This window comes from Mammaliicoccus sp. B-M6 (genome assembly GCF_022386965.1).
Classification (GTDB): Bacteria; Bacillota; Bacilli; order Staphylococcales; family Staphylococcaceae; genus Mammaliicoccus; species Mammaliicoccus sciuri_A.
The window spans coordinates 54,551-75,619 of record NZ_JAJNHJ010000006.1 but is presented as its reverse complement, the minus strand read 5'-3'; the positions used below and the strand labels follow the sequence as shown (position 1 = coordinate 75,619).

Here is a 21,069-nt window from a genome sequence, read left to right as displayed (position 1 = left end):
TATGAAAATATTAAATATTTATCAAGAACGCGATTTACTAGTCTTTGAGTTTGATCAAACATTGGATAATATTAAAAATGTTTATATAAAAAATGAATTTGATGAAATAATCATTCCACAAACCAATATCAAAAATCAATTTAAAATTAATTTGAATGACGTTTTAGAAAAGTTTTCAAAGTATGATAGAGAAACAATCTTTATTTTACTAGAAAAATCTGATGGCATTACGCAATCCATTCAAAAAATAAACATAAAAAAATATGAATATAATATACAAAACTTTGAAACAGTTATTCATGATGAAGCGACTATTACCCCGTATATTACTAAAAACGGAATTATACAATTCACATTAAAACCAGAATTACCAGTGTCTACTTATTTTGCAAGAAGACATATAGATAAAATTATCATAAATAATAAACAAGCATTTTTAAAAGGGAAGTTCTCAATTCAAAATTCAACACTTGAATATGCTCATATAAGAATTACTTCAAGGTTAAGTGAGCATGTTATTGAGATACCATTAGAACCAGTTGTATTTAATGTGTATAAGTCACTAAATTCTACAAGTTATGATTTTGAAATTGATATTTTTAATGAACTTAAGCAGTATTTAGAAAATGACTTTGATTCTGAAGATATTATTGATATCTTCTTAAATATTAAAGTAAATGAATTTAAAAATGTAATCGATGTAAAATTAGGTAACCCCAGAATTATGGTAGAAAGATTTGCTAAAGGTGAAGTATCAATTGATCTTGGGCAAACTGTAAAAACGGCTATACCATATTTCACAATAAAAGGTAGAAACCTATCATTTAGAATTAATGAATATACAAAAGAAGATTATGAAGCATACAAAAAATTAATGCACGACTATCCAACATTAATCAAAAACAATTTGAACAAAAATAAAGTTTGGGTGATTGGTGAAAAATCATATAAAGCCCAAGATAATGGCTATCATTTCTTTAAATATATGAGAACTGAGCATCCTAATGAAGAAGTATATTATGTTATTGATAAAAATTCTGAAGAACGAAAAAATGTAGAACCATATGGAAATGTCATCGATTTTAAATCAAAAGAACATTTCGAAGTTATGATTAAAGCAGATATTATTTGCAGTACGCATCATACAGAATTATTGTTCCCAAGTCATGAAGCAAGTTATGTGAAAAAAATTAGAGCTAAACGCGTCTTTTTACAACATGGTGTACTAGGTGCTAAAAACTTAACACAGATAAATGGTAAACAACTGAAAGACTTTAACGTTGATATGTTTATCACAAGCTCTAATCGAGAAAAACAAATCGTCAATAGAGATTTATTATTTGATTCATATCAGGCAAAAGTTACTGGTCTCTCAAGATTTGATGAATTATTTAAGGAAAACGTAGAAGTTAAAAATCAAATCTTAATTATACCTACATGGCGTGATTGGATAACAAATATTAATAGTCTTTTAGAATCTGATTATCTACAAAATTATAATAACTTATTGAATAGACCAGAATGGAAAACAATTGCTCAAACAAAAAATGTAGATATCATATTCTGTTTACACCCAAATATGCAGGCATTTGTTGAGTATTTTGATATACCTGATTACATTAAAGTCATTAGACAAGGTGAAGTAGATGTTCAATTACTTATTAAAGAAAGTAAATTGATGATTACAGACTATTCAAGTGTTGCGTTTGACTTTAGTTTCTTAGAAAAACCAGTTATTTACTATCAATTTGATAGAGATAGATTTATCGGTAAATTACCATCGCATTTAGATCTTGATAAAGAACTACCTGGTAGAATTGTTGATAATGTTGAAGCAGTTATAGAAGCGGCTAACCATTATGTTGATAACGACTTCAAGAATGAACAACAAATTATCAATAAAGCTAATAACTTTGTAGCATATAAAGATACAAACAATTCACAACGTATATATGAAGAATCTAAATCATTTAAACGTAGAAATATCATTAAAGATGCATTAAAATATGATATTCTTTCACAACATGTGTTTAAACGATTTAGAAGACATAAAAAATACTTTGATATTATGTCGTATATGAATAAATTCCTAGTGAGATTTGGGAAAATAGATGAAAAATTAATTGTGATAGAAAGTAACTTAGGTAAACAAGTTACAGATAGTCCTAAAATGATTTACGATCAAATTAAAGCGCTCGATAAAGGTTATAAGATCGTATGGGTATCCAACAAAATATATCCATTTGATGATGAAAATGTAATAACAGTGAAACGTTTAAGCCCAAGTTATTATAAATATTTATCATTAGCTAAATACTGGATCAATAATCAGAACTTCCCACACTATATCGAGAAAAAGAAAAACACAACATATATTCAAACATGGCATGGTACGCCATTGAAAAAAATGTTAAATGATGTTGATGACTTTAAAGGTAGAGATGAAGGTTATATTGATAGAATTAATCGTTCAGTTTCAAGATGGGATTATTTAGTTTCACCAAGTCCGTACGCAACGAGTTGTTTTAAATCTGCATTTAACTTTAAAAAAGAAATGCTAGAAGTGGGCTATCCACGTAATGATATCTTCTATGAAAATGAAAGTGATATTGAAGAAAAACAACATATTATCAAACGTAAACTTTCAATTCCTAAAGATAAAAAAGTGATATTATATGCACCAACATTTAGAGATGACGAAGTATCATCTGCGAAAAAACATTTAATTAATTTAAAATTAGATTTACACCAAATGAAAGAAAAACTTGGAGACGAGTACGTACTTCTCTTAAGACCTCATATCATTATTAGTAATAATATTATTATCGATAAATCATTAGAAGGTTTTATATATAATGTTGCGAGCTACGAAGATATTAGTGACTTGTATTTAATTAGTGATATTTGTATTACAGACTATTCATCTGTAATGTTTGATTATGCTAATACCCAAAAACCATTACTATTCTTCACATATGATTTAGAACATTATAAAGATAATTTAAGAGGATTCTATATGAACTTCGAAGACGAAGCACCAGGTCCATTGTTGAAAGACAATGAAAGCTTAATAGATGCTATTCTAAACATAGAAACGGTTAATGAATCATATAAAGATAAATATGATAAATTCTATGAGAAATTCTGTTCATTTGAAAAAGGAACAGCGGCGAAACAAATTGTCGATAAATTATTTTAAATAAACAAAAAGCAGAACTGACGCTGTAATTGTATGTCAGTTCTGCTTTTTATTATTTATTCGTTAATTTTAACGAAAGATTGCCATTTATAGTAGGGTAGAAAACACCTTTTTTATCTGTTAAATTAATTTTCTTATCATAACCAAATTTAATATTTAAATGCTTAAATCCATCATATACGATGATACAGTTATAAATTGCTGCTGGTTTATTATTGATTTCAGTTTTTGGTATTGAGATGGTTATGAGGTTATCTTGGATATCTATATTCTCAATAACAATATCATCTTTGTAATCTTTACGAGACATAAGAGACAAGTTACGTATTTTGTCAGTATCTATACCATCTATTTCAATTTGTATTTTGATGGATTTGTCTACTTCAGCTATGTTTAATAACGTTGCCTGTTGAAATGGTATTGTGAATCTTTCATTAGAATCAGTTAATATTGTTTGTTTTTGTTGCTTTTGAATGATTTTAGGTTGTTTTTTCAGCCAAGTAAAGAAATTGATGAATGATTCATAATCATTATTTTGAATAAAAGTAATTGCGTCTGTATATTCTTGACTGATTGTTTGAATGATATCTGTTTTTATATATGATTGGTTGAAAAGCTCGTTCAGTTGTTTAAAATACCGAACTTGTTTTTGTTTATCACTATTTAGGAATACATGACTATTACAACTTTTCAATAAATCATATTCTAAAAATCGATTTAACAATCGAATGTTTTTAGTGTTTGATTCTTGTTTTAGTAAATGTTGAATAATTTCTAAATCTGAATCACGTTTTTCATAGAAATCTATACCCGTTGTAAGAGATTCATTAGATGTTGTTCTGTCAATAATTGAACAATTATCTGTAAACGTAGATACATCATTAATATAAGGACTCAAGTTAGTGAAAAACATTTTATCTTCCCCGAAATGTAAGTTTTCCGGGAACTTTATATTGTGTTTTTTAATATGACTTAGTTTAATAAATTTTGATGGCGGACCAAAGTGATTATATATATATGGGATGTCATTGATGTTATAATTATAACGATTATCGTTACTCATAAATCTAGCATGTACAGTTAAAGAATGGTCATTTTGACGTAACGTTCTACCAACAATCATGTCTGATTTAAGAAGTTTATCGTCATTAGCAATTCTTGCTAATATATCTGTTGCTAAATAATCATCTGCATCTAGAAAATAAATATATTGGCCTGTTGCTTCTCCAATACCGATATTACGAGGTTTTGAAGGACCACCTGAATTTTCGTCTAAAATGATAACTTTGATATTTTTAGCATCATAGTTTTTAATTAAGTTTTGAGTATTATCTGTAGAATGATCGTCTACAATGATGATTTCATAATATTTTTTATCTAGTGATTGATTTAATATTGAATCGATTGCACGTTTTATTTTAGCTTCATTATTATATGATGTGACAATAATAGAAAAAAGCTTTTTACTTTTGAATAACATAAATTAACTCCATTCGTTTAAAAAAATCAAATTGCATAAACAATGTGGCATATTTGTCTCACATTGTTTATATAATGTAATATGAATAGAAAGTGAAGTCAATTTATTGTATTAACTTAAAATATATGAGGTGTAAAATGATTAAAATTATAAATGTTCATGACCAGCATAATTTAAAGAATTATTTAATTACAGAATGTCATGAAGAAAATCATATTATTTTAATAGATAAATATACGCAAGTTAGGGAAGAAGTATTAAACAATTTAGAATTGGATAACCAATCTTATATTGTTGATTATACAAACAATGGTTTTTATACAAACGATAGTAGATATATGGGGAAGGCATTTATTACAGTTGCTGATTGGTTTAATAATATTACACTTCAACCAAATATTATTTTCAAAAAAGATGAGCTATTATGGCTAATTTCTAATTATAAGTGGGAAACGATATTTGATATCACATTAAATGCGATTTTCCACTTGGATGAAATTAAGATTGATCCTCACGTTATATTTGACTATGTTCATCAAAGTAAACCAAGTGCAAGCTGTTTAGCAGCATTTAAAAATGAAAGTCTCAGTTTTGAAGAAAAATTCTATTTAAACAAAATTGCACTTTTAAATGGCATAACGCCAATATTTAAAGCGAAAGAAACATGTCTTCCTTCTATCGCAAGAACAATTGATAAAGTCATGTTAAAATCACATTTTCAATTACCTAAAGTTGCGTATCAAAAATTAAATAATACGGCACTACAAAAACAAATGAAGGCAATTAATATTTATGAAAAAGATCAGTCGAAAATTAAGCCACATATTGTATTTTTAGGTTTCGATTATGGTTACAGAGGTAATTCAAAATATTTATTTGAATATTTAATAAAGCAACATCCTAAATATACTGTTTACTTTATTACGGACCAAGAAAAGGGTGATCACTTTGTGTCACCATCTCATTCTGATACGAAACAAATTATAGAAGAAGCAAATGTAGTAATACTTGAAAGCTACTTGCCAGATCATTTTAAACCTAATGGTACAATCATTCAGTTATGGCACGGTACACCTTTAAAACGACTATTCTTAGACAGTAAAGAACCTAAACAAAATATTGATATTTATAATTATCGAGCACGTAAATATAATAAATTAATTAAACAAGATTATTTTATAACGGATGTGGATTCTATCAATGGTGTATTTAAATCTGCATTTCCATTAGAAGAAACAAAAATTGTTGCATGTGGTTATCCAAGAAATCAGTATTTATTAGAGCAACACTCAAATTCAAATGAAATAAATAAAATCAAACAGCAGTTAAATTTAAATACTGAAAAAGAAACAATTCTGTATACGCCGACATGGAGAGATAATCAAGAAGAAGAGTTTTTATTAGAATTTACAGATGAGATGAAAGCGAAATATAACATTATTTATAAATATCACGAAGAAGATCATGCCAATAAACAACATAATTATATCGATACAACACAGTTTGAAACACAACAATTACTACTTGTTTCTGACATTGTAATCAGTGATTACTCTTCAATCGTATTTGATGCATTAACAATTGATAAAAAAGTATATCTATATACACCAGATTTTAATAATTACGATTATAACCGTGGTTTATATAAAGAAGTTTATGAAACAATCAATGATAATCAATATTTTGATCAGTCATTATTGTTTAATGCAATTATGAATAACCATTATTATACGATTAGTGATCAATTTATCAACAAAAATAATCAGTCATACGAAACTATCACGCAATTGATAGAACAAGCTATGGACTGAAAAGGGGGATTTATATGAAATCTTTTACATTTTTAGTTCACAATATTTATCATATGGGTGGGACGACGAAATCAATTTCTAATTTGGCAAATAAATTAAGTGAAAAAGGTCACTCTGTAAAAATATTGTCAGTATTTAAAGCGAGCGATGAACCTTATTTTAAGTTGCATGAAAATATAGAAATTCAACCCATTATTGAATATAACAAAACCATTAAAGGTTTGAAAAATATATTTGTAAATAGAATCAATAAGTATACACCTTTTTTGAGTCCTAAAATTATTCATCCGTCTGAACCTGGACTTCATCAATTTTCAAGTCATATCGAGCAACATATTGTTAAAGCCATTCAGAATGTGAATACAGATATTATTGTAGGAACACGCGCAAGTTACAATATACTTGTTAGCAAATATGCTAGTCAGTCGGTATTTAAAATTGGGATGGAACATATGTATTTACATGCACATGATGAGCAATATCAAAAAGATATGCTTAAAAGTTATGAACGACTAGATTTATTTACGACATTAACTAAAGAGGACCAACAAGATTATCAACAAGGTTTAACACATACTAAAGTAATCATTGTTCCAAATATACTAAATGAAACTCAATATAACGTAGATAAGCAAAATACAATTGTTGCTGCAGGTAGATTTGAGCGTGAAAAAGGGTTTGATTTGTTACTGGATAGTATCAATTTAATTCAAGACACAATGCGAAAATATCAATTTCAATTAGAACTATATGGTGATGGACAAGAAAAAGAACAATTCCATCAATTGATCAATCAATATAATATTCAAGATATTGTGAAGCTTAAGCCTACTACTAATGTGTTACCACAAGTATTAGCTGAAAGTAAAATTACGGCTGTTCCATCTAGAGTTGAAGGTTTTGGACTTGTTATATTAGAGGCCATGTATCAACGAAATGTAGTTATCAGTTATAAAGGATGTTATGGTCCAGAATTTTTAATTGAAAATCAGAAAAACGGTTATTTAGTAGACTACCAAGATGCTAAACAATATGGCGCGCAACTTGCATATGTCATTGAAAATTATCATCATCATGATGTTCAAAATGTCATTCAAAAAGGTCTTGAAAGAAGTAACGATTTCGACGGTGATGTCATTTATGAGCAATTCATGAAAGATTTAAACAAGCATTTTAAATAAGCAACAACCTCAATCCCTAACAAGACAATTGTTAGGGAATTTTTAATAGGGTGTTAAGATATTGTAAATATTAATTAATTGTCTTTCTTATAAATATCCTTATATATATACTTACAACTGTATAATACTTAAAGGAGATTTTTATATGCAGACAAATCCTATTAATCTAGACAAAAAATTTAGACCTGAAATTGAGGGGCTAAGAGTTATTGCAGCATTATTAGTTGCGATATATCATATTTGGTTTGGGAAAGTGTCTGGAGGCGTCGATGTATTTTTCGTTGTTTCAGGATTCTTAATTACCACTTCCATTATTTCTAAATACAATAAAACAGGGTCATTTAAATTTATACCTTACATAACAGGATTAATTAAACGATTATTTCCTTCTGTTATAACTGTTTTACTCGTAACAGTTATCTTAAGCTTTTTCTTATTGCCAGAATCAATACTTGGCAAAACGATAAAAGAAATCATTGCTTCTTTATTTTATTATCAAAACTGGCAACTCGCTTTATCGAGTACAGATTATTTAAATAAAGATCAAATGAAGACGCCAGTTGAACATTTTTGGGCAATGTCGATTCAAGGACAATTCTATATTATTTGGTTTGTTATTTTTAGTTTGATTTTTATGTTATATAAAAAATACACTAACCTTAAAGTTATTAATGTCATAAATCTTTGTTTAGGTACATTATTTATCGTTTCGTTATCGTATTCTATTTATTTAACGCACGTCAATCAACCTTGGGCATATTTCCATACATTTACAAGAGTTTGGGAATTCTCTCTCGGTGGCTTATTAGCAATCAATCTTAATAAAATTAAAATTAACCGACTAGTAGCAAGTTTAATTGGATGGTTAGGCTTAATAGGCTTGATCTTAACGGGTATTATTTTTAATGTATCAACCATGTTTCCTGGATATATTGCACTATGGCCAATGTTATGTGCCGTATTTATACTCGTTTCTGGTAACTATGAAACTAAATATGGTGTTAAGAAATTCTTAGGATCATCCATTATGGTGAAGGTTGGCGGATTGTCATTTGGCTTATATTTATGGCATTGGGTGATTTTATCATTTTATCAGTACCATAATAATGAACGACCTGGAATTGTATTAGGTATTTGTATGATTTTACTATCATGGTTATTATCATATTTCATGACTCGTTATATTGAAAAACCAATCAGAACAGCATCTTCTGATAAAATTGCATTCAAAAAATTAGGAATTGGATTAGCGATACAGTTATTGGCAATCGCATCTTTATATTTCGTTATCTTTAATAATCCTTTTGAAAAAGAAAAGGTAGCATTGAGTGAAAATTATCCTGGTGCAATGGCTGCAGAAAAACATGTAAAAGTTAAAGAAGGTGTTGAAGCAATTCCAGAGTTTTCAAAAATCAGAAACGAATCACCAGATTCTACAAGAGACAAAGTACATCAAAAAATAGGTGAATCAAAAGTTCTAGTAGGTGAGTACGGTAAAAAAGAAAACTATGATAAGACAATCGCTTTAGTAGGGAGCTCTCACGCTCAACATTGGTTAGGCGCACTTCAAAAAGCAGCTGAAGAAGGAAATTATAGAGTATTAAGCATGACGAAAAGTGGCTGTGTATTAACAACGAAAGACAGTGACCGAGATTGTACAGAGTGGAATAAAAATTTAATTAAAGAACTTGATAAACAAGACGTCGATTTAGTTGTAACAACTGCAGATTCAAGTACAGATGTAAATGGGAAAATCGATCCATTACAATTAAAACAATATCAAAACATTACAAATACAAAAACACCGATTATGGCAATAAGAGATAATCCGAGATATGAGTTTAATGTTCCAGAAACATTAGATAAATTCGGAGAACAAGAAACGATACAGAAGATGAATGCTAAACAACGTTTGCCAAAAGTATCTAAATGGGATCAACTTGAAAAAAAGCCAGCAAATACAAAATATGTAGACTATACATCGTATTTCAAAGAAGATGGAAAATTTGCGCCAGTTATAGGTAACGTCATTGTATATATGGATAAAGGGCATATATCAAATAGTTACTCTAAAACGTTTGGTCCTAAAATAAAGAAAGATATCGAACAATACTTTAAAGAACTTAATCATTAATCTATAAAGCCCCTCAATCATATGAATTTATATGAGCGAGGGGCTATTTTTAACACGAAATATTGAGCAATTGTAAACAATGATAAAAGAGTGTAAACCCTTCCTTAAGTATCTGTTAAACGACTGTTTATTGTATTCATAGAAGTTACAATATATTTAACATTACGAAAGTAATAGCTTAACAATTAATTATTAAAGGATGGATAAAATATGAAATTAACTACTATTGGTTTAGGATACATTGGATTACCAACATCAATTATGTTTGCGAAACATGGTGTAGATGTTGTAGGTGTCGATATAAATAAAGAAGCAGTAGATAAATTAAATAATGGTCAAATTCATATTGAAGAGCCTGGCTTACAAGAAGCTTATGAAGAAGTGTTAGCTAAAAATAAATTCAAAGCAAGTATGCAACCTGAAAAAGCAGATGCATTTATTATTGCAGTTCCAACTCCAAATAATGATGATCAATATGAATCATGTGATATTTCGTTAGTAATGGGTGCAGTTGAATCTATCGTACCATTTTTAGAAAAAGGTAATACGGTCATTGTAGAATCTACGATAGCACCAAGAACAACTGACGATCATGTTAAACCATATCTTGAAAGCCAAGGATTTGAAATTGGTAAAGATATATTCTTAGTACATTGCCCTGAAAGAGTGTTACCAGGAAAAATATTACATGAACTTATTCATAACAATCGAATAATTGGTGGTATAACACCAGCATGTGTTGAAGCGGGTAAACGTGTATATGGAACATTCGTACAAGGTGAAATGATTGAAACAAATGCTAAGACAGCAGAAATGAGTAAGTTAATGGAAAATACTTACCGTGACTTGAATATTGCGCTAGCAAATGAACTTGCGATGGTATGTAATCATTTAGATATTAACGTATTAGAAGTTATCAAGATGGCGAACAAACATCCACGCGTGAATATTCATTTACCAGGTCCAGGCGTTGGTGGTCATTGTTTAGCAGTTGATCCATACTTTATTATCGCTAAAGATCCAGAAACAACGAATCTCATTCAAGAAGGTAGACGTATTAATCGTTCAATGCCTCAATATGTTATTAATGAGTCTAAGAAAATTTTAGAAACTTTAAATGGTCATAAGGTTGTTGTATTTGGATTAACTTATAAAGGTGATGTAGATGATGTCAGAGAATCGCCAGCATTTGATATTTATAATGATTTGAGAAAAGAAAATGATATTCAAGTAGAAGCATATGATCCACATGTTGAGCTAGGTTTTGTCCAAAAAGATATTCAAAAAGCAGTTAAAGATGCATCTCTTGTATTAATTTTGAGTGACCATTCAGAATTCAAAAATTTAGTAGATCAAGATTTTGAAGGTATGAAAGACAAAGTCATTTTCGATACGAAAAATGTCGTTCAATCACAATTTGAGCAAGTTAAATATTACAACTACGGTAATTTATATACTTTCGGAAAAGATATTGCACTTTCATTTAATAAGTAAAGATTGAGGGGTCTTCATATGATAGACGTTAAAAGTCCAATTATTCAAAGCGGATTGAGCTTTCAAATTATTTTAAGAGAACCAGAAAATCAAGAAATATTTGATGTAGATGATGATGAACTTACAGTCGGCTATGCGTCTGACTATTTAAATAAAGCATTAAAAGTTATTTCTGTAAAAGAGATAGAAAGTGAACTATATGGATTAATTGTAAGAGGTACGAATATTATAGGATGGACAAGATTAAATCATTCTATCAAATTAATTTCGAAACCTATTGATACGATAAGAGTAGATTTACGTCATTTCTCTACACCACAAATTAATAGAGAGCTAGGATTTAAAGTTGATTATAATTTGTTGTTTAAAGAAAAAAACTTTTCATCTAGAGCGTTGTATTTAATTGAAGGTGAAGTGTTAGAAGCTGTATTTAATAAAGGAACATTTACAGGGTTTGTGCCTACGAAAGATATAGATAGAGCAATTCCTATTAATAAAAAAGTATCGATAGAAGAATCTACAATTTTTTATCAAGATAGTGCATTGCACAAATCAATCGATTTATCATTGGATGAAGAACAATTTGATTTCAATAACGTCTCGATTGATATGGTTTTCTTAAAGGCAGAATCGGTAAGGATCATAATTAAAAAGAAAAAATATTGGATTAGCTTAAATGATTTAGAAGATAAAAGTATAATTCAAGATTTAGAAGCTAAGCAATATGAAAATTATAACGAGTTAACACTAGAACAGCTGGATATGATTACAAACTTTCAAGAAGAAAGAAAAGAATCAAAATCTGCAATTGTTCGTTTGATAAACGAAAATATCTCATTACAAAAAACAAATAAAAAAGAAGAAAAAGCGCAGTATGAAAGACTATATATGAATTTGAAAAATTCTAAATTAGGAAAGATTCAAACGAAATACTGGAGTTGGAGAAATAGGAGGAAATCATAATGTCTTCAAATATGCCAACAAATATCAATCGAAATAGTAATATCGAATCCACTAAAGAGGCTTTAGTTAATTTTGATGATAAAACAAAAGTTGAACAATTAGAAGAAGTGTTAGATATTGTTGAACAAGATTATATGTATGGACTATATAAATTAAAAAAGGTTAAAGATCATACAAATCATCATAATTACTATAAAAAAGTAGCAGAAGAATCAAAATTAGATTTCCTTGAAAATCACCAACAACATTTATCAAAACTTGTAAATTCTGATACGTCACGTGTATTTATTAAAAATAAATACAAAGTTGGTCTCATTGCTGATGAATTTTTATATAACTCATTTAAAGATATAGGTAATATCGTTTATTTAGATAGTGAATTTACGGATTTAACTAGAGATATGGATGTTGTGATTGTTGCGACAGCATGGAGAGGTATAGACGGAAGTTGGACAGGGTTAGCTTCAGTAAATAGTGAGAAACGAAGAATGCTCATTGAAGGCATTCAAAAGGCTAGAAAATTCAATATACCGATAGTCTTTTATTCTAAAGAAGACCCTGTCAATTTCCATTTATACAAAGATATCGCGACAGAATGCGATATTATTCTGACATCTGCTGCGGAAGTGGTAGAAGATTATAAAGAGTATTGTCAAAATGATAAAGTACATGTACTTCAATTTGGTATTAATCCTCATTACCATAATCCAGTAGGTACGAGAAATCCATATAATAAATCATTTAAAAACGATGTTATTTTTGCAGGAAGTTGGACTGAGAAATATCCTGTTAGAAACCAAGAATCTGCAAGAATCTTTGATGAATTAATCGATAATGAAAATGACTTAACAATTGTCGATAGAAACTTACCGTTAAGAAGAAGACGTTACCAATTCCCAATGAAATATATCCCATTTTTAACTATGCCAATCGATCATGAAGAACTAATGAAATTGCATAAAGTATATAGATGGGCAGTAAATGTCAATTCAGTAAAATATTCAGAAACGATGTTTGCTAATAGAATCTTTGAATTACAAGCTTTTGGGAATTTAATCTTATCTAACTATTCAGTAGGTGTTAATAATCAATTTCCAAATGTATTTATGATTAATCATAAAACTGATGTGGCACCAATTATGAACCAATATCAAGAATATGAAATAGAAGATATGCAGGCTAAAAGTATACGTAGTGTGATGAGAAACTGTACAACGTATCATCGCTTAGATGAAGTTCTATCATATATTGGCATTGAACCGACTCAAAAAGAATCACAAATACTCGTAGTTGTTGATGCATTAACCGATAAAATGAAAGATATTCTATATCGACAATTACATGTTCAGTTTGATGTTATAGAAGCGCAAGATACGATAGAAGATGCATCACAATATGATTTTATAACTTACATGAAAGATTCAATCGAATATGAAGAATATTATTTAGAAGATTTATTAACAGCATTTAAATATGTAGATGTTGATTTTGTTACGAAAGATAAACAACATGAAGCACATCAATTTATTGAAAAAGCTCAAAATAAATATGTAACAATGTATCATAAAAATATATTCGATCAACAATTGAATATTACACAATCTCAAAATGGCTATAATTTAGATCAATCAGAAATTTATGACGCATCTTTATATGGTCAAAGTAACCGTAAGAAAAAATTAAGTGTCATTATTCCAATTCATAATAATGGTACTTATTTAGAAGACAAGTGTATGAGAAGTTTAAGAAGATCTTCAATATTTAAAGATATGGAAATTATATTCGTAAATGATGGTAGTACGGATTCTGAAACGATATCTATTATTAATCGATTAAGAAGACGATACCCAGATATCGTTTACTATGCATATGAAGAGGGATCAGGTAGTGCTTCAAGACCTAGAAATAAAGGTGCTGAACTTGCTTCTACAGATTATATTACTTATTTAGATCCTGATAACGAAGCTACTGGTGATGGTTATGCAACATTATTAGAAGAAATAGAATCGAATAAAGATGTCGATATGGTTATCGGTAATATTATTAAAGAAGATAATAAGCGCAGAGCATTGTTTAATTATGCTGGCACAGTGATGAAGTATAACGATGGAAAATTATTAATCGAAGACCCTAAAAAATATATGAAAAAATGTGGTCTGCGTGCTCAAAGTATTCAAGCTTTAATCATTAAATCACAAATTATTAAAGACAATAATATTCGAATGATTGAAGGTGCTGCTGGCCAAGATACTTTATTCTTCCAAGAATTAATGATTCATTCTAAAAAAGTACAAGCTGTAACAGATGTTATTCATATGTATTATGCTGCTGTGTCTGGATCAGTTACAAATTCGATTTCTAAGAAGCTATTTGATAAATATTACACGTTAGAAATTGAAAGAATTCCATTTTACGAAAAACATGGATTGTTAACATCCTACTTAGAACATAGATTTAATTTTTACGTTAAAGGCTGGTATTTGCCAAGATTAGAAAAAGTAAAACCGGAAGAAAGAAAAGAAGCGGTAGAACGATTTTTAGAAATATATAGTTTGTATGATCAATATAAACGTCCAGAAGACCATGATTTAAATCAATATGTTGAACATTTAAAGCAAGAAGTTCAGCAATAATTGCATGATTGATATAAGGGGGTGTGTATGATGGATAATACGTTCATAAATTTTAACAAAGCATATATGATCGTTCCTCGACAAATTTCAATTGAAGATAAAAACTATCGTCAATATGTTCAATTCACTGACTTTACGATTTATTTTTCAAATGATTTAAGTGATTATGAGTATACAAAGAATGACATCAAAGTAGTCATATTAGGTCATTTTGTGCATACGAAACATGTCGATTTAAAATATCCTGAAATATGCGCCCAATTATTATCTCACGAAATAGATTCTTATGCTTTTCTTGAAGAGATGAGTTTTTATAATGGCAGGTATGTTATGTTAATAGAGTATAATGGACGTTTGCTACTATATAATGATGCAACGTCATTTTTATCATTGTATTATCATGCATCTCATGATTTATATGCTAGTCATTCTGAATTAGTGAATCAACTCGTAAAGTTATGTTTTGATAAGACTTGTGAAAGAATCGCACATAAGTCATATGGATTTTTAGACTATAGTAAATATAAAGATGTTTATAAATTCAATGCCAATACAAGATTTAATATAACAGACCATACAATTAAAAGAATTTATCCAATCAACCCATGTGTTAAGAAATCAGCAGAAGAAGTATATAGTATCGTTAACCATGAAATTGAAGCAGCGGTTGATTATTTATTTCGATTTAATCAAAAAGTGATTTGTTCTATCACTGCTGGTCATGATTCTAAAGTATCCTTATCTTATATTAAAGAACATATCAATGATGTGAATTTCTTTACTTATACAAAAAATATAGATGAATTAGAACATGAACATGCTGCTCGTATTTATCGTATAGATGAATATATCTCTCAAAAAATGGCATATAATTTAAATTTAAAGCATACGCTATTTAATATGGATCAACTAGCAGTCAATTCAAATTTGATAGATAGATATCGGTTATACGAAACAGATCATAGTATTCATTTAATTAATTATTATCATGAGAATAGGTCGTTTAATCATTGTATACATTTAAAGTCTACTATCTTTGAACTTGCTAAAAACATTATTCCGAAGCGGATACAAAGAGCAGACTCATTTTTACCGTATGAAAATGCAATCAAAAAATGGGCTAAAGATTTTCCGCTAGATCAATTATCTCACGATTATTTACTAGAATTTATTAATAGAAATGAGCTCTATAAGACGATTGAATTAGGTTATCATCCTTACGAAACGTTGTATTACGAATCTAGAATGAATGGTTGGCATAGCTGTATTGTTCAAGAAAGTGATGATTACTTAGATGTATTTAGCTTAATCAATACGAGGCATATCTTATTTGAATTCATGAGTATTGAGCAGGAAGATAAGCAAAACCAAATGTTACATAAATTGATGATTAAACATCATTGGCCAATTTTAAATTATTTTCAAATCAATGACATGAACACATTAGAGGATAGAATAATTCAATTAGAAGAAGACACTAATGAGCAAGTAGAAAGTTTGGCGAATATTATGATTCAAACTGAAGATTTCTACCAAGTGATACAAAATGAAAAAAAGTTATTTCGTGCATTAACACCTAAATTTAGTAATGACAATCAAAAGAAAATGATTTTAACGAATACGCAGGATAACACGATTACACTTGAGTTGAGAACATTTTATCATAATAAAAATGGCAGAGATACGGTGTACTTTGATATTGAAAGTGAGCCAATCGACTTAGTAGATTTGAGTAAAAACAATTTGGAATTGACGATAGAACCACAATCATCAATTACAATTTCTGTCTACGCAAGTAAAAAAATTGAGAAAACATCTTGGATCAGCGCTTCACAATTTGAACTTATTGAAAAATAAAAATCAAGTAGGTCGTTATATATGAAGATAGTTACTGAAATCTTTAAAGAACAATTAAATAATTTACCTAAAATTTTTAAACTTGCAATTTATAATATGAAAAGTCAATATGCCAATCATTATCTTGGTGTATTTTGGAATATATTACAACCCATCTTACAAGTTGCTGTATATTATCTTGTATTTGGTTTAGGGTTAAGAGGTGATGCGAGTGCACAAGTAGTAGGTGTACCATTTTTAGTACATCTTATTTCAGGTTTGTTTCCTTGGTTATTTATATCACAAGGGATCAATACAGGTGCATCTGCAATTCAAGGCAATGTAGGACTCTTATCAAAAATGAAGTTTCCATCTTCAATATTTATTTCTATAGCTTTAACAAATAATATGATTAATTTAATGATCACATCAGCCATTTTATTTGTTATATCTGTTATTAATGGATATGTACCTTGGTGGCATTACTTTTGGTTTATATACTTTTTAGTCGCATCTTATGCAATTATTTTTGGTATTTCATTAATTATGAGTACATTAATTATTGTTATTCGCGATACTAAAAATTTATTACAAAATGTTATAAGAATGCTATTCTTTATGACACCTATCTTTTGGGCGATGGAAGAAGCGCATGGTATTTTACAAAGATTAGCAAGCTTAAACCCATTTGCATATTTAGTAGGTGTTTATCGTACGGCGTTTGTGCATGATAACGTTTCTGTGTACGGACAATGGCATGATCATTTATATTTTTGGCTTTTAACAATTATATTATTATTAATAGGTTCATTGGTTCATTCAAGGTTTAAACGGAAATTACTAGACTACTTATAGGGTGTTCATAATATGACAAAGAAATTATTAATGATTTCACAAAATTTTTATCCAGAACTTGGGTCTGCCGCAAATCGAATGAAAATGATGTTCAAAGCTTTTCGTTCAAGTGGTTCAGACCCGACAATGTTAACAACTGAGCCAACATATCCTAACCAAAGTTTATTTGAAGACCAATCTTATTTTACAGATGAATCTTTAAATAAATTAGAAAAGAAGAAAATTATTCGTATGAAAATGCATGGTAACAAGCAAAATAGTAATTTTATCATGAGGTTAGTCTATTATATAGAACAATACGTTAGATTAAGAGTCTTCTTGAAAATGCACAATGACGATTACGATATTGTGTATGTTTCTAGTCCAAATATATTTCTAGCATGGGCGACGTTATTTTTTAAAAGTGCGAAACATCCGACATATGTATTAGAAATTAGAGATTTATGGCCAGACAGTGTAAATGGATTAAAGCATATTAACATAAGTTTATTTATGCCACTATTAAAATATTTAGAGAAAAAAATGTATAATTCTGCAGATAAAATTGTCATTAATAATGAAGCATTTAGGTCACATATTCAGAAGCGGTTACAGCGAAAAGTGCCTATATTTTATTTACCAAACGGCATTTCAAGAAATGAACTGATTACTGAAGAAAAATATAATGATTTTAGTGTTATTTATACAGGAAATATTGGATATGCCCAAGATGTAGATAAACTTATTTCAATATGCTTAGCTTTAAATGATAAACAAATCAATGTTACTGCGATTGTTTATGGTGTTCAAGCTGACAAGTTTAGAAAAGCTGTGAGAGATTGTAAGTATATTCAAGTGAAAAAGCCGATGGATAGAACAGCTTGTTTAACTGAAATATCTAAACATCATATTTCACTTTCAATTTTAGAATCTTCAGATGTGTTTATGAATGTGATGCCTGGAAAAATTGTTGACGCTATTGGTGTTGGTACACCTCCTATATCTAATATTAGTGGTCCAACTGAAGCCATTATTCAAAAATATAATCTAGGATTTGCAAGAAAACAAGCTTCAATAGATACAATCGTAAACGAAATTGAATCATTAAAACATGATGAACAAGCATTATCAAATAAAGCCAAGAATGCACGTGAATATCGTGATGAACACCTTATTTGGGAAGATAATATTGAAAAGCTTATGACATTTTTAAGAAAAGGTGATAGAGATGACAAAAACTTATAAAATAAAATGTGAAAATGTCTCGAAAGTTTACGACTTAAATGTAAACAGAAAAGATAAGCTATTATCTTTATTTACTTTTGGATTAAGTTATAAATCTAAACCTTATTATGCTTTACATGATATTTCATTTGAAGTAGAAGAAGGGACTTCTGTAGGCATTATTGGACTGAATGGGTCAGGTAAATCAACTTTATCTAATATTCTAGGTGGTGTTGTTGAACCTTCTTCTGGAACAGTTTATACAAATGGTAAGCCGTCGCTGATTGCGATTGGCGCAGGGTTAAATCCTGAATTTACAGGTGAAGAAAATATTCATTATAAATGTTTAATGCACGGTATGTCGCAACGAGAAATAAATGAAAAATTTGATGATATTGTTCAGTTTAGTGAACTTGATGAATTTATTTATCAACCTTTAAAATCATATTCTAGTGGTATGAAATCAAGATTAGGATTTGCAATTGCGATTCATACAGATCCAGATATACTTATTGTCGATGAAGCATTGTCTGTAGGTGATGAAACTTTTTCTAATAAATGTATAGATAAAATGCATGATTTACAAGAACAAGGAAAAACAATATTTTTTGTATCTCATTCAGCAGGACAAATTAAAAAAATGTGTAAAAAAGCGATTTGGATACATTATGGTGAGATGGTTGCATATGGTGAAGTCAATGATATCGTGGCGAGGTACGTTAATCTCATTCAGAAAGTAAAAAAGAAATCGAAAAAAGAACAATTAGAATATAAACGTATTAAAATCCAACAACAACGTAATAAAGAAGTTGATGATTCAGTCATACAAAAAGAAAAAAGACCAACAAGTTTAATAGCGATGATTGGGATTATGAGTGTGGCATGGATATATATACTACTATTCCAAGTAGGGATACTATAATTTGCATGGAATGAGGTTATCAAATGAAAAAGGTCACAATGTTTGTATGGAATCATTTTACGAATGATGCAAGAGTCAATAGAGAGTGTACAACTTTAGCGGATAATGGATATGATGTAAATTTAATTGCGATAAATGATCCGAAAAATCCTGCTATTTCAGCTTATGAAGAAATATCTAACACATTTAAAGTTTATAGAGTGAAGAGATATCCATGGTTATTGCAAGCTTATCAAGATCATGGCAAGAAATTCTTATTAGTTGTAGCTGGTGTCCAAGTTGTTATTATACCAAGTCTTTTCTATATAAGTTTCACATTAATGGCAGCTTATCTGTTATCACTCGTGGTTGCTGCAGGTATGATAAAGTTTAAAAAAATAAGAAAATGGTTTATAAATGGTGCAATTATTACGAGAATGATTGTAAAAGGTTATATACAAAATGCTGATATTTATCATGCAAATGATTTAAACACATTACCTCAAGCTATCGTATGTTCTAAATTGCGCTTAAAACCGAAACCATTAATTTATGATAGTCATGAAGTTCAATCTGACAGAACAGGTTATAATCCAAAGACAATTAAGCGTATTGAGTCGTTCATGTTAAAATTTGTAGATCAAATGATTGTAGAAAATCATACAAGAGCAAAATACAATGAAGATATATATGGATTCTATCCTAAAACATTGTATAACTATTCAGAGAAATACAATATTGAAGAAAAACCGCAAATCAATTTACATAAGAAAATAGGTATCAATGAAGATGAGAAAATTTTACTTTATCAAGGCGGACTTCAACAAGGAAGAGGGCTTGAATTACTTATTGAAGCAATGGATGAAATTGAAGAAGGGCATTTACTATTTATCGGTGGAGGGAAGTTAACACAGACTTTAAAAGAACAAGCTGAAGCTTCCAAACAAGCTGATAGAATTCATTTCTTAGATAAAGTACCATTTCAAGAATTACCATCATATACGCGTGAAGCATACCTTGGATTCCAAGTGTTGCAGAACATTTGCTTCAATCACTATTCAGCAAGTTCAAATAAATTATTTGAATATATGATGGCTCACGTTCCCGTAGTCAGCTGTGACTTCCCAGAAATTAAGAAAGTAGTCGAAGAAACTCATACTGGTTTAGTTGTGGATTCTCATAATGCTTCAGAAATAGCTAATGCAGTGAATCAACTTGTAAAAGATACAAGCTTAAGAAATCAATTAAGTGAAAATACTAAACAAGCTAAAGAAATCTATAATTGGAATAATGAAAAATCAAAATTACTCGAAGTCTATAATCAATTTGTACCACTGGAGCATCCAATAACTCAAGTTCATACAAAATAACAGAAGGTC

At 29.1% G+C, this 21,069-nt stretch carries 13 protein-coding genes; 12 read left to right on the top strand and 1 reads right to left on the bottom strand.

The window, feature by feature from the left end; all coding sequences use genetic code 11:
• Position 1 precedes the first annotated feature (1 nt).
• The gene (locus tag LQ693_RS03730) at positions 2-3,199 is read left to right on the top strand and encodes a CDP-glycerol glycerophosphotransferase family protein (protein WP_239703065.1); all 3,198 of its coding nucleotides are present in this window, start codon (positions 2-4) and stop codon (positions 3,197-3,199) included.
• 52 nt (positions 3,200-3,251) lie between these two features.
• Here the strand turns inward: LQ693_RS03730 and LQ693_RS03725 are convergent, their stop codons facing one another.
• A complete protein-coding gene (locus LQ693_RS03725) occupies positions 3,252-4,679 on the bottom strand; it encodes a glycosyltransferase family 2 protein (RefSeq protein ID WP_107573167.1) in 1,428 nt (475 codons plus the stop codon).
• Positions 4,680-4,816: 137 nt separating this feature from the next.
• On the opposite strand from LQ693_RS03725, the gene LQ693_RS03720 reads away from it, so the two are divergent.
• From LQ693_RS03720 to LQ693_RS03670, 11 genes are all read left to right on the top strand, one after another.
• Positions 4,817-6,490: a CDP-glycerol glycerophosphotransferase family protein gene (locus LQ693_RS03720; protein WP_107573166.1), complete on the top strand. Its 1,674-nt coding sequence runs from the start codon at positions 4,817-4,819 to the stop codon at positions 6,488-6,490.
• 14 nt (positions 6,491-6,504) lie between these two features.
• Positions 6,505-7,671 carry a glycosyltransferase gene (locus tag LQ693_RS03715; RefSeq protein WP_107573165.1) on the top strand — a complete coding sequence of 389 codons (1,167 nt, stop codon included), beginning with the start codon at positions 6,505-6,507 and terminating at the stop codon, positions 7,669-7,671.
• Between the two features lie 145 nt (positions 7,672-7,816).
• The gene (locus LQ693_RS03710; RefSeq protein ID WP_107573140.1) at positions 7,817-9,805 is read left to right on the top strand and encodes an acyltransferase family protein; all 1,989 of its coding nucleotides are present in this window, start codon (positions 7,817-7,819) and stop codon (positions 9,803-9,805) included.
• A gap of 210 nt (positions 9,806-10,015) precedes the next feature.
• Positions 10,016-11,299 carry a nucleotide sugar dehydrogenase gene (locus tag LQ693_RS03705; protein WP_103361560.1) on the top strand — a complete coding sequence of 428 codons (1,284 nt, stop codon included), beginning with the start codon at positions 10,016-10,018 and terminating at the stop codon, positions 11,297-11,299.
• An 18-nt stretch (positions 11,300-11,317) separates the two neighbouring features.
• Positions 11,318-12,262, top strand: a complete 945-nt coding sequence (locus LQ693_RS03700; protein ID WP_025905442.1) for a hypothetical protein — start codon at positions 11,318-11,320, stop codon at positions 12,260-12,262.
• Positions 12,262-14,895, top strand: a complete 2,634-nt coding sequence (locus LQ693_RS03695) for a glycosyltransferase (protein ID WP_239703066.1) — start codon at positions 12,262-12,264, stop codon at positions 14,893-14,895. Before LQ693_RS03700 ends, LQ693_RS03695 begins: the two co-directional genes overlap by 1 nt.
• 30 nt (positions 14,896-14,925) lie before the next feature.
• On the top strand, positions 14,926-16,752 hold the full coding sequence (locus LQ693_RS03690; protein ID WP_239703067.1) for a hypothetical protein: 1,827 nt from the start codon (positions 14,926-14,928) through the stop codon (positions 16,750-16,752).
• Positions 16,753-16,773: 21 nt separating this feature from the next.
• The gene (locus tag LQ693_RS03685) at positions 16,774-17,586 is read left to right on the top strand and encodes an ABC transporter permease (RefSeq protein ID WP_107573136.1); all 813 of its coding nucleotides are present in this window, start codon (positions 16,774-16,776) and stop codon (positions 17,584-17,586) included.
• A 12-nt stretch (positions 17,587-17,598) separates the two neighbouring features.
• A complete protein-coding gene (locus LQ693_RS03680) occupies positions 17,599-18,810 on the top strand; it encodes a glycosyltransferase family 4 protein (protein WP_107573135.1) in 1,212 nt (403 codons plus the stop codon).
• A 121-nt stretch (positions 18,811-18,931) separates the two neighbouring features.
• Positions 18,932-19,711, top strand: a complete 780-nt coding sequence (locus LQ693_RS03675; protein WP_411814646.1) for an ABC transporter ATP-binding protein — start codon at positions 18,932-18,934, stop codon at positions 19,709-19,711.
• 23 nt (positions 19,712-19,734) lie between these two features.
• Positions 19,735-21,060 (top strand): glycosyltransferase, encoded by a 1,326-nt coding sequence (locus LQ693_RS03670; RefSeq protein WP_107573133.1) that lies wholly within the window; start codon positions 19,735-19,737, stop codon positions 21,058-21,060.
• The last annotated feature ends 9 nt before the right edge of the window (positions 21,061-21,069 follow it).

Excerpts from the sequence above, each read along its gene's own strand:
- LQ693_RS03730 (WP_239703065.1), top strand. The coding sequence starts at position 2 with ATGAAAATATTAAATATTTATCAAGAACGCGATTTACTAGTCTTTGAG.
- LQ693_RS03725 (WP_107573167.1), bottom strand. The coding sequence starts at position 4,679 with ATGTTATTCAAAAGTAAAAAGCTTTTTTCTATTATTGTCACATCATAT.
- LQ693_RS03720 (WP_107573166.1), top strand. The coding sequence starts at position 4,817 with ATGATTAAAATTATAAATGTTCATGACCAGCATAATTTAAAGAATTAT.
- LQ693_RS03715 (WP_107573165.1), top strand. The coding sequence starts at position 6,505 with ATGAAATCTTTTACATTTTTAGTTCACAATATTTATCATATGGGTGGG.
- LQ693_RS03710 (WP_107573140.1), top strand. The coding sequence starts at position 7,817 with ATGCAGACAAATCCTATTAATCTAGACAAAAAATTTAGACCTGAAATT.
- LQ693_RS03705 (WP_103361560.1), top strand. The coding sequence starts at position 10,016 with ATGAAATTAACTACTATTGGTTTAGGATACATTGGATTACCAACATCA.
- LQ693_RS03700 (WP_025905442.1), top strand. The coding sequence starts at position 11,318 with ATGATAGACGTTAAAAGTCCAATTATTCAAAGCGGATTGAGCTTTCAA.
- LQ693_RS03695 (WP_239703066.1), top strand. The coding sequence starts at position 12,262 with ATGTCTTCAAATATGCCAACAAATATCAATCGAAATAGTAATATCGAA.
- LQ693_RS03690 (WP_239703067.1), top strand. The coding sequence starts at position 14,926 with ATGGATAATACGTTCATAAATTTTAACAAAGCATATATGATCGTTCCT.
- LQ693_RS03685 (WP_107573136.1), top strand. The coding sequence starts at position 16,774 with ATGAAGATAGTTACTGAAATCTTTAAAGAACAATTAAATAATTTACCT.
- LQ693_RS03680 (WP_107573135.1), top strand. The coding sequence starts at position 17,599 with ATGACAAAGAAATTATTAATGATTTCACAAAATTTTTATCCAGAACTT.
- LQ693_RS03670 (WP_107573133.1), top strand. The coding sequence starts at position 19,735 with ATGAAAAAGGTCACAATGTTTGTATGGAATCATTTTACGAATGATGCA.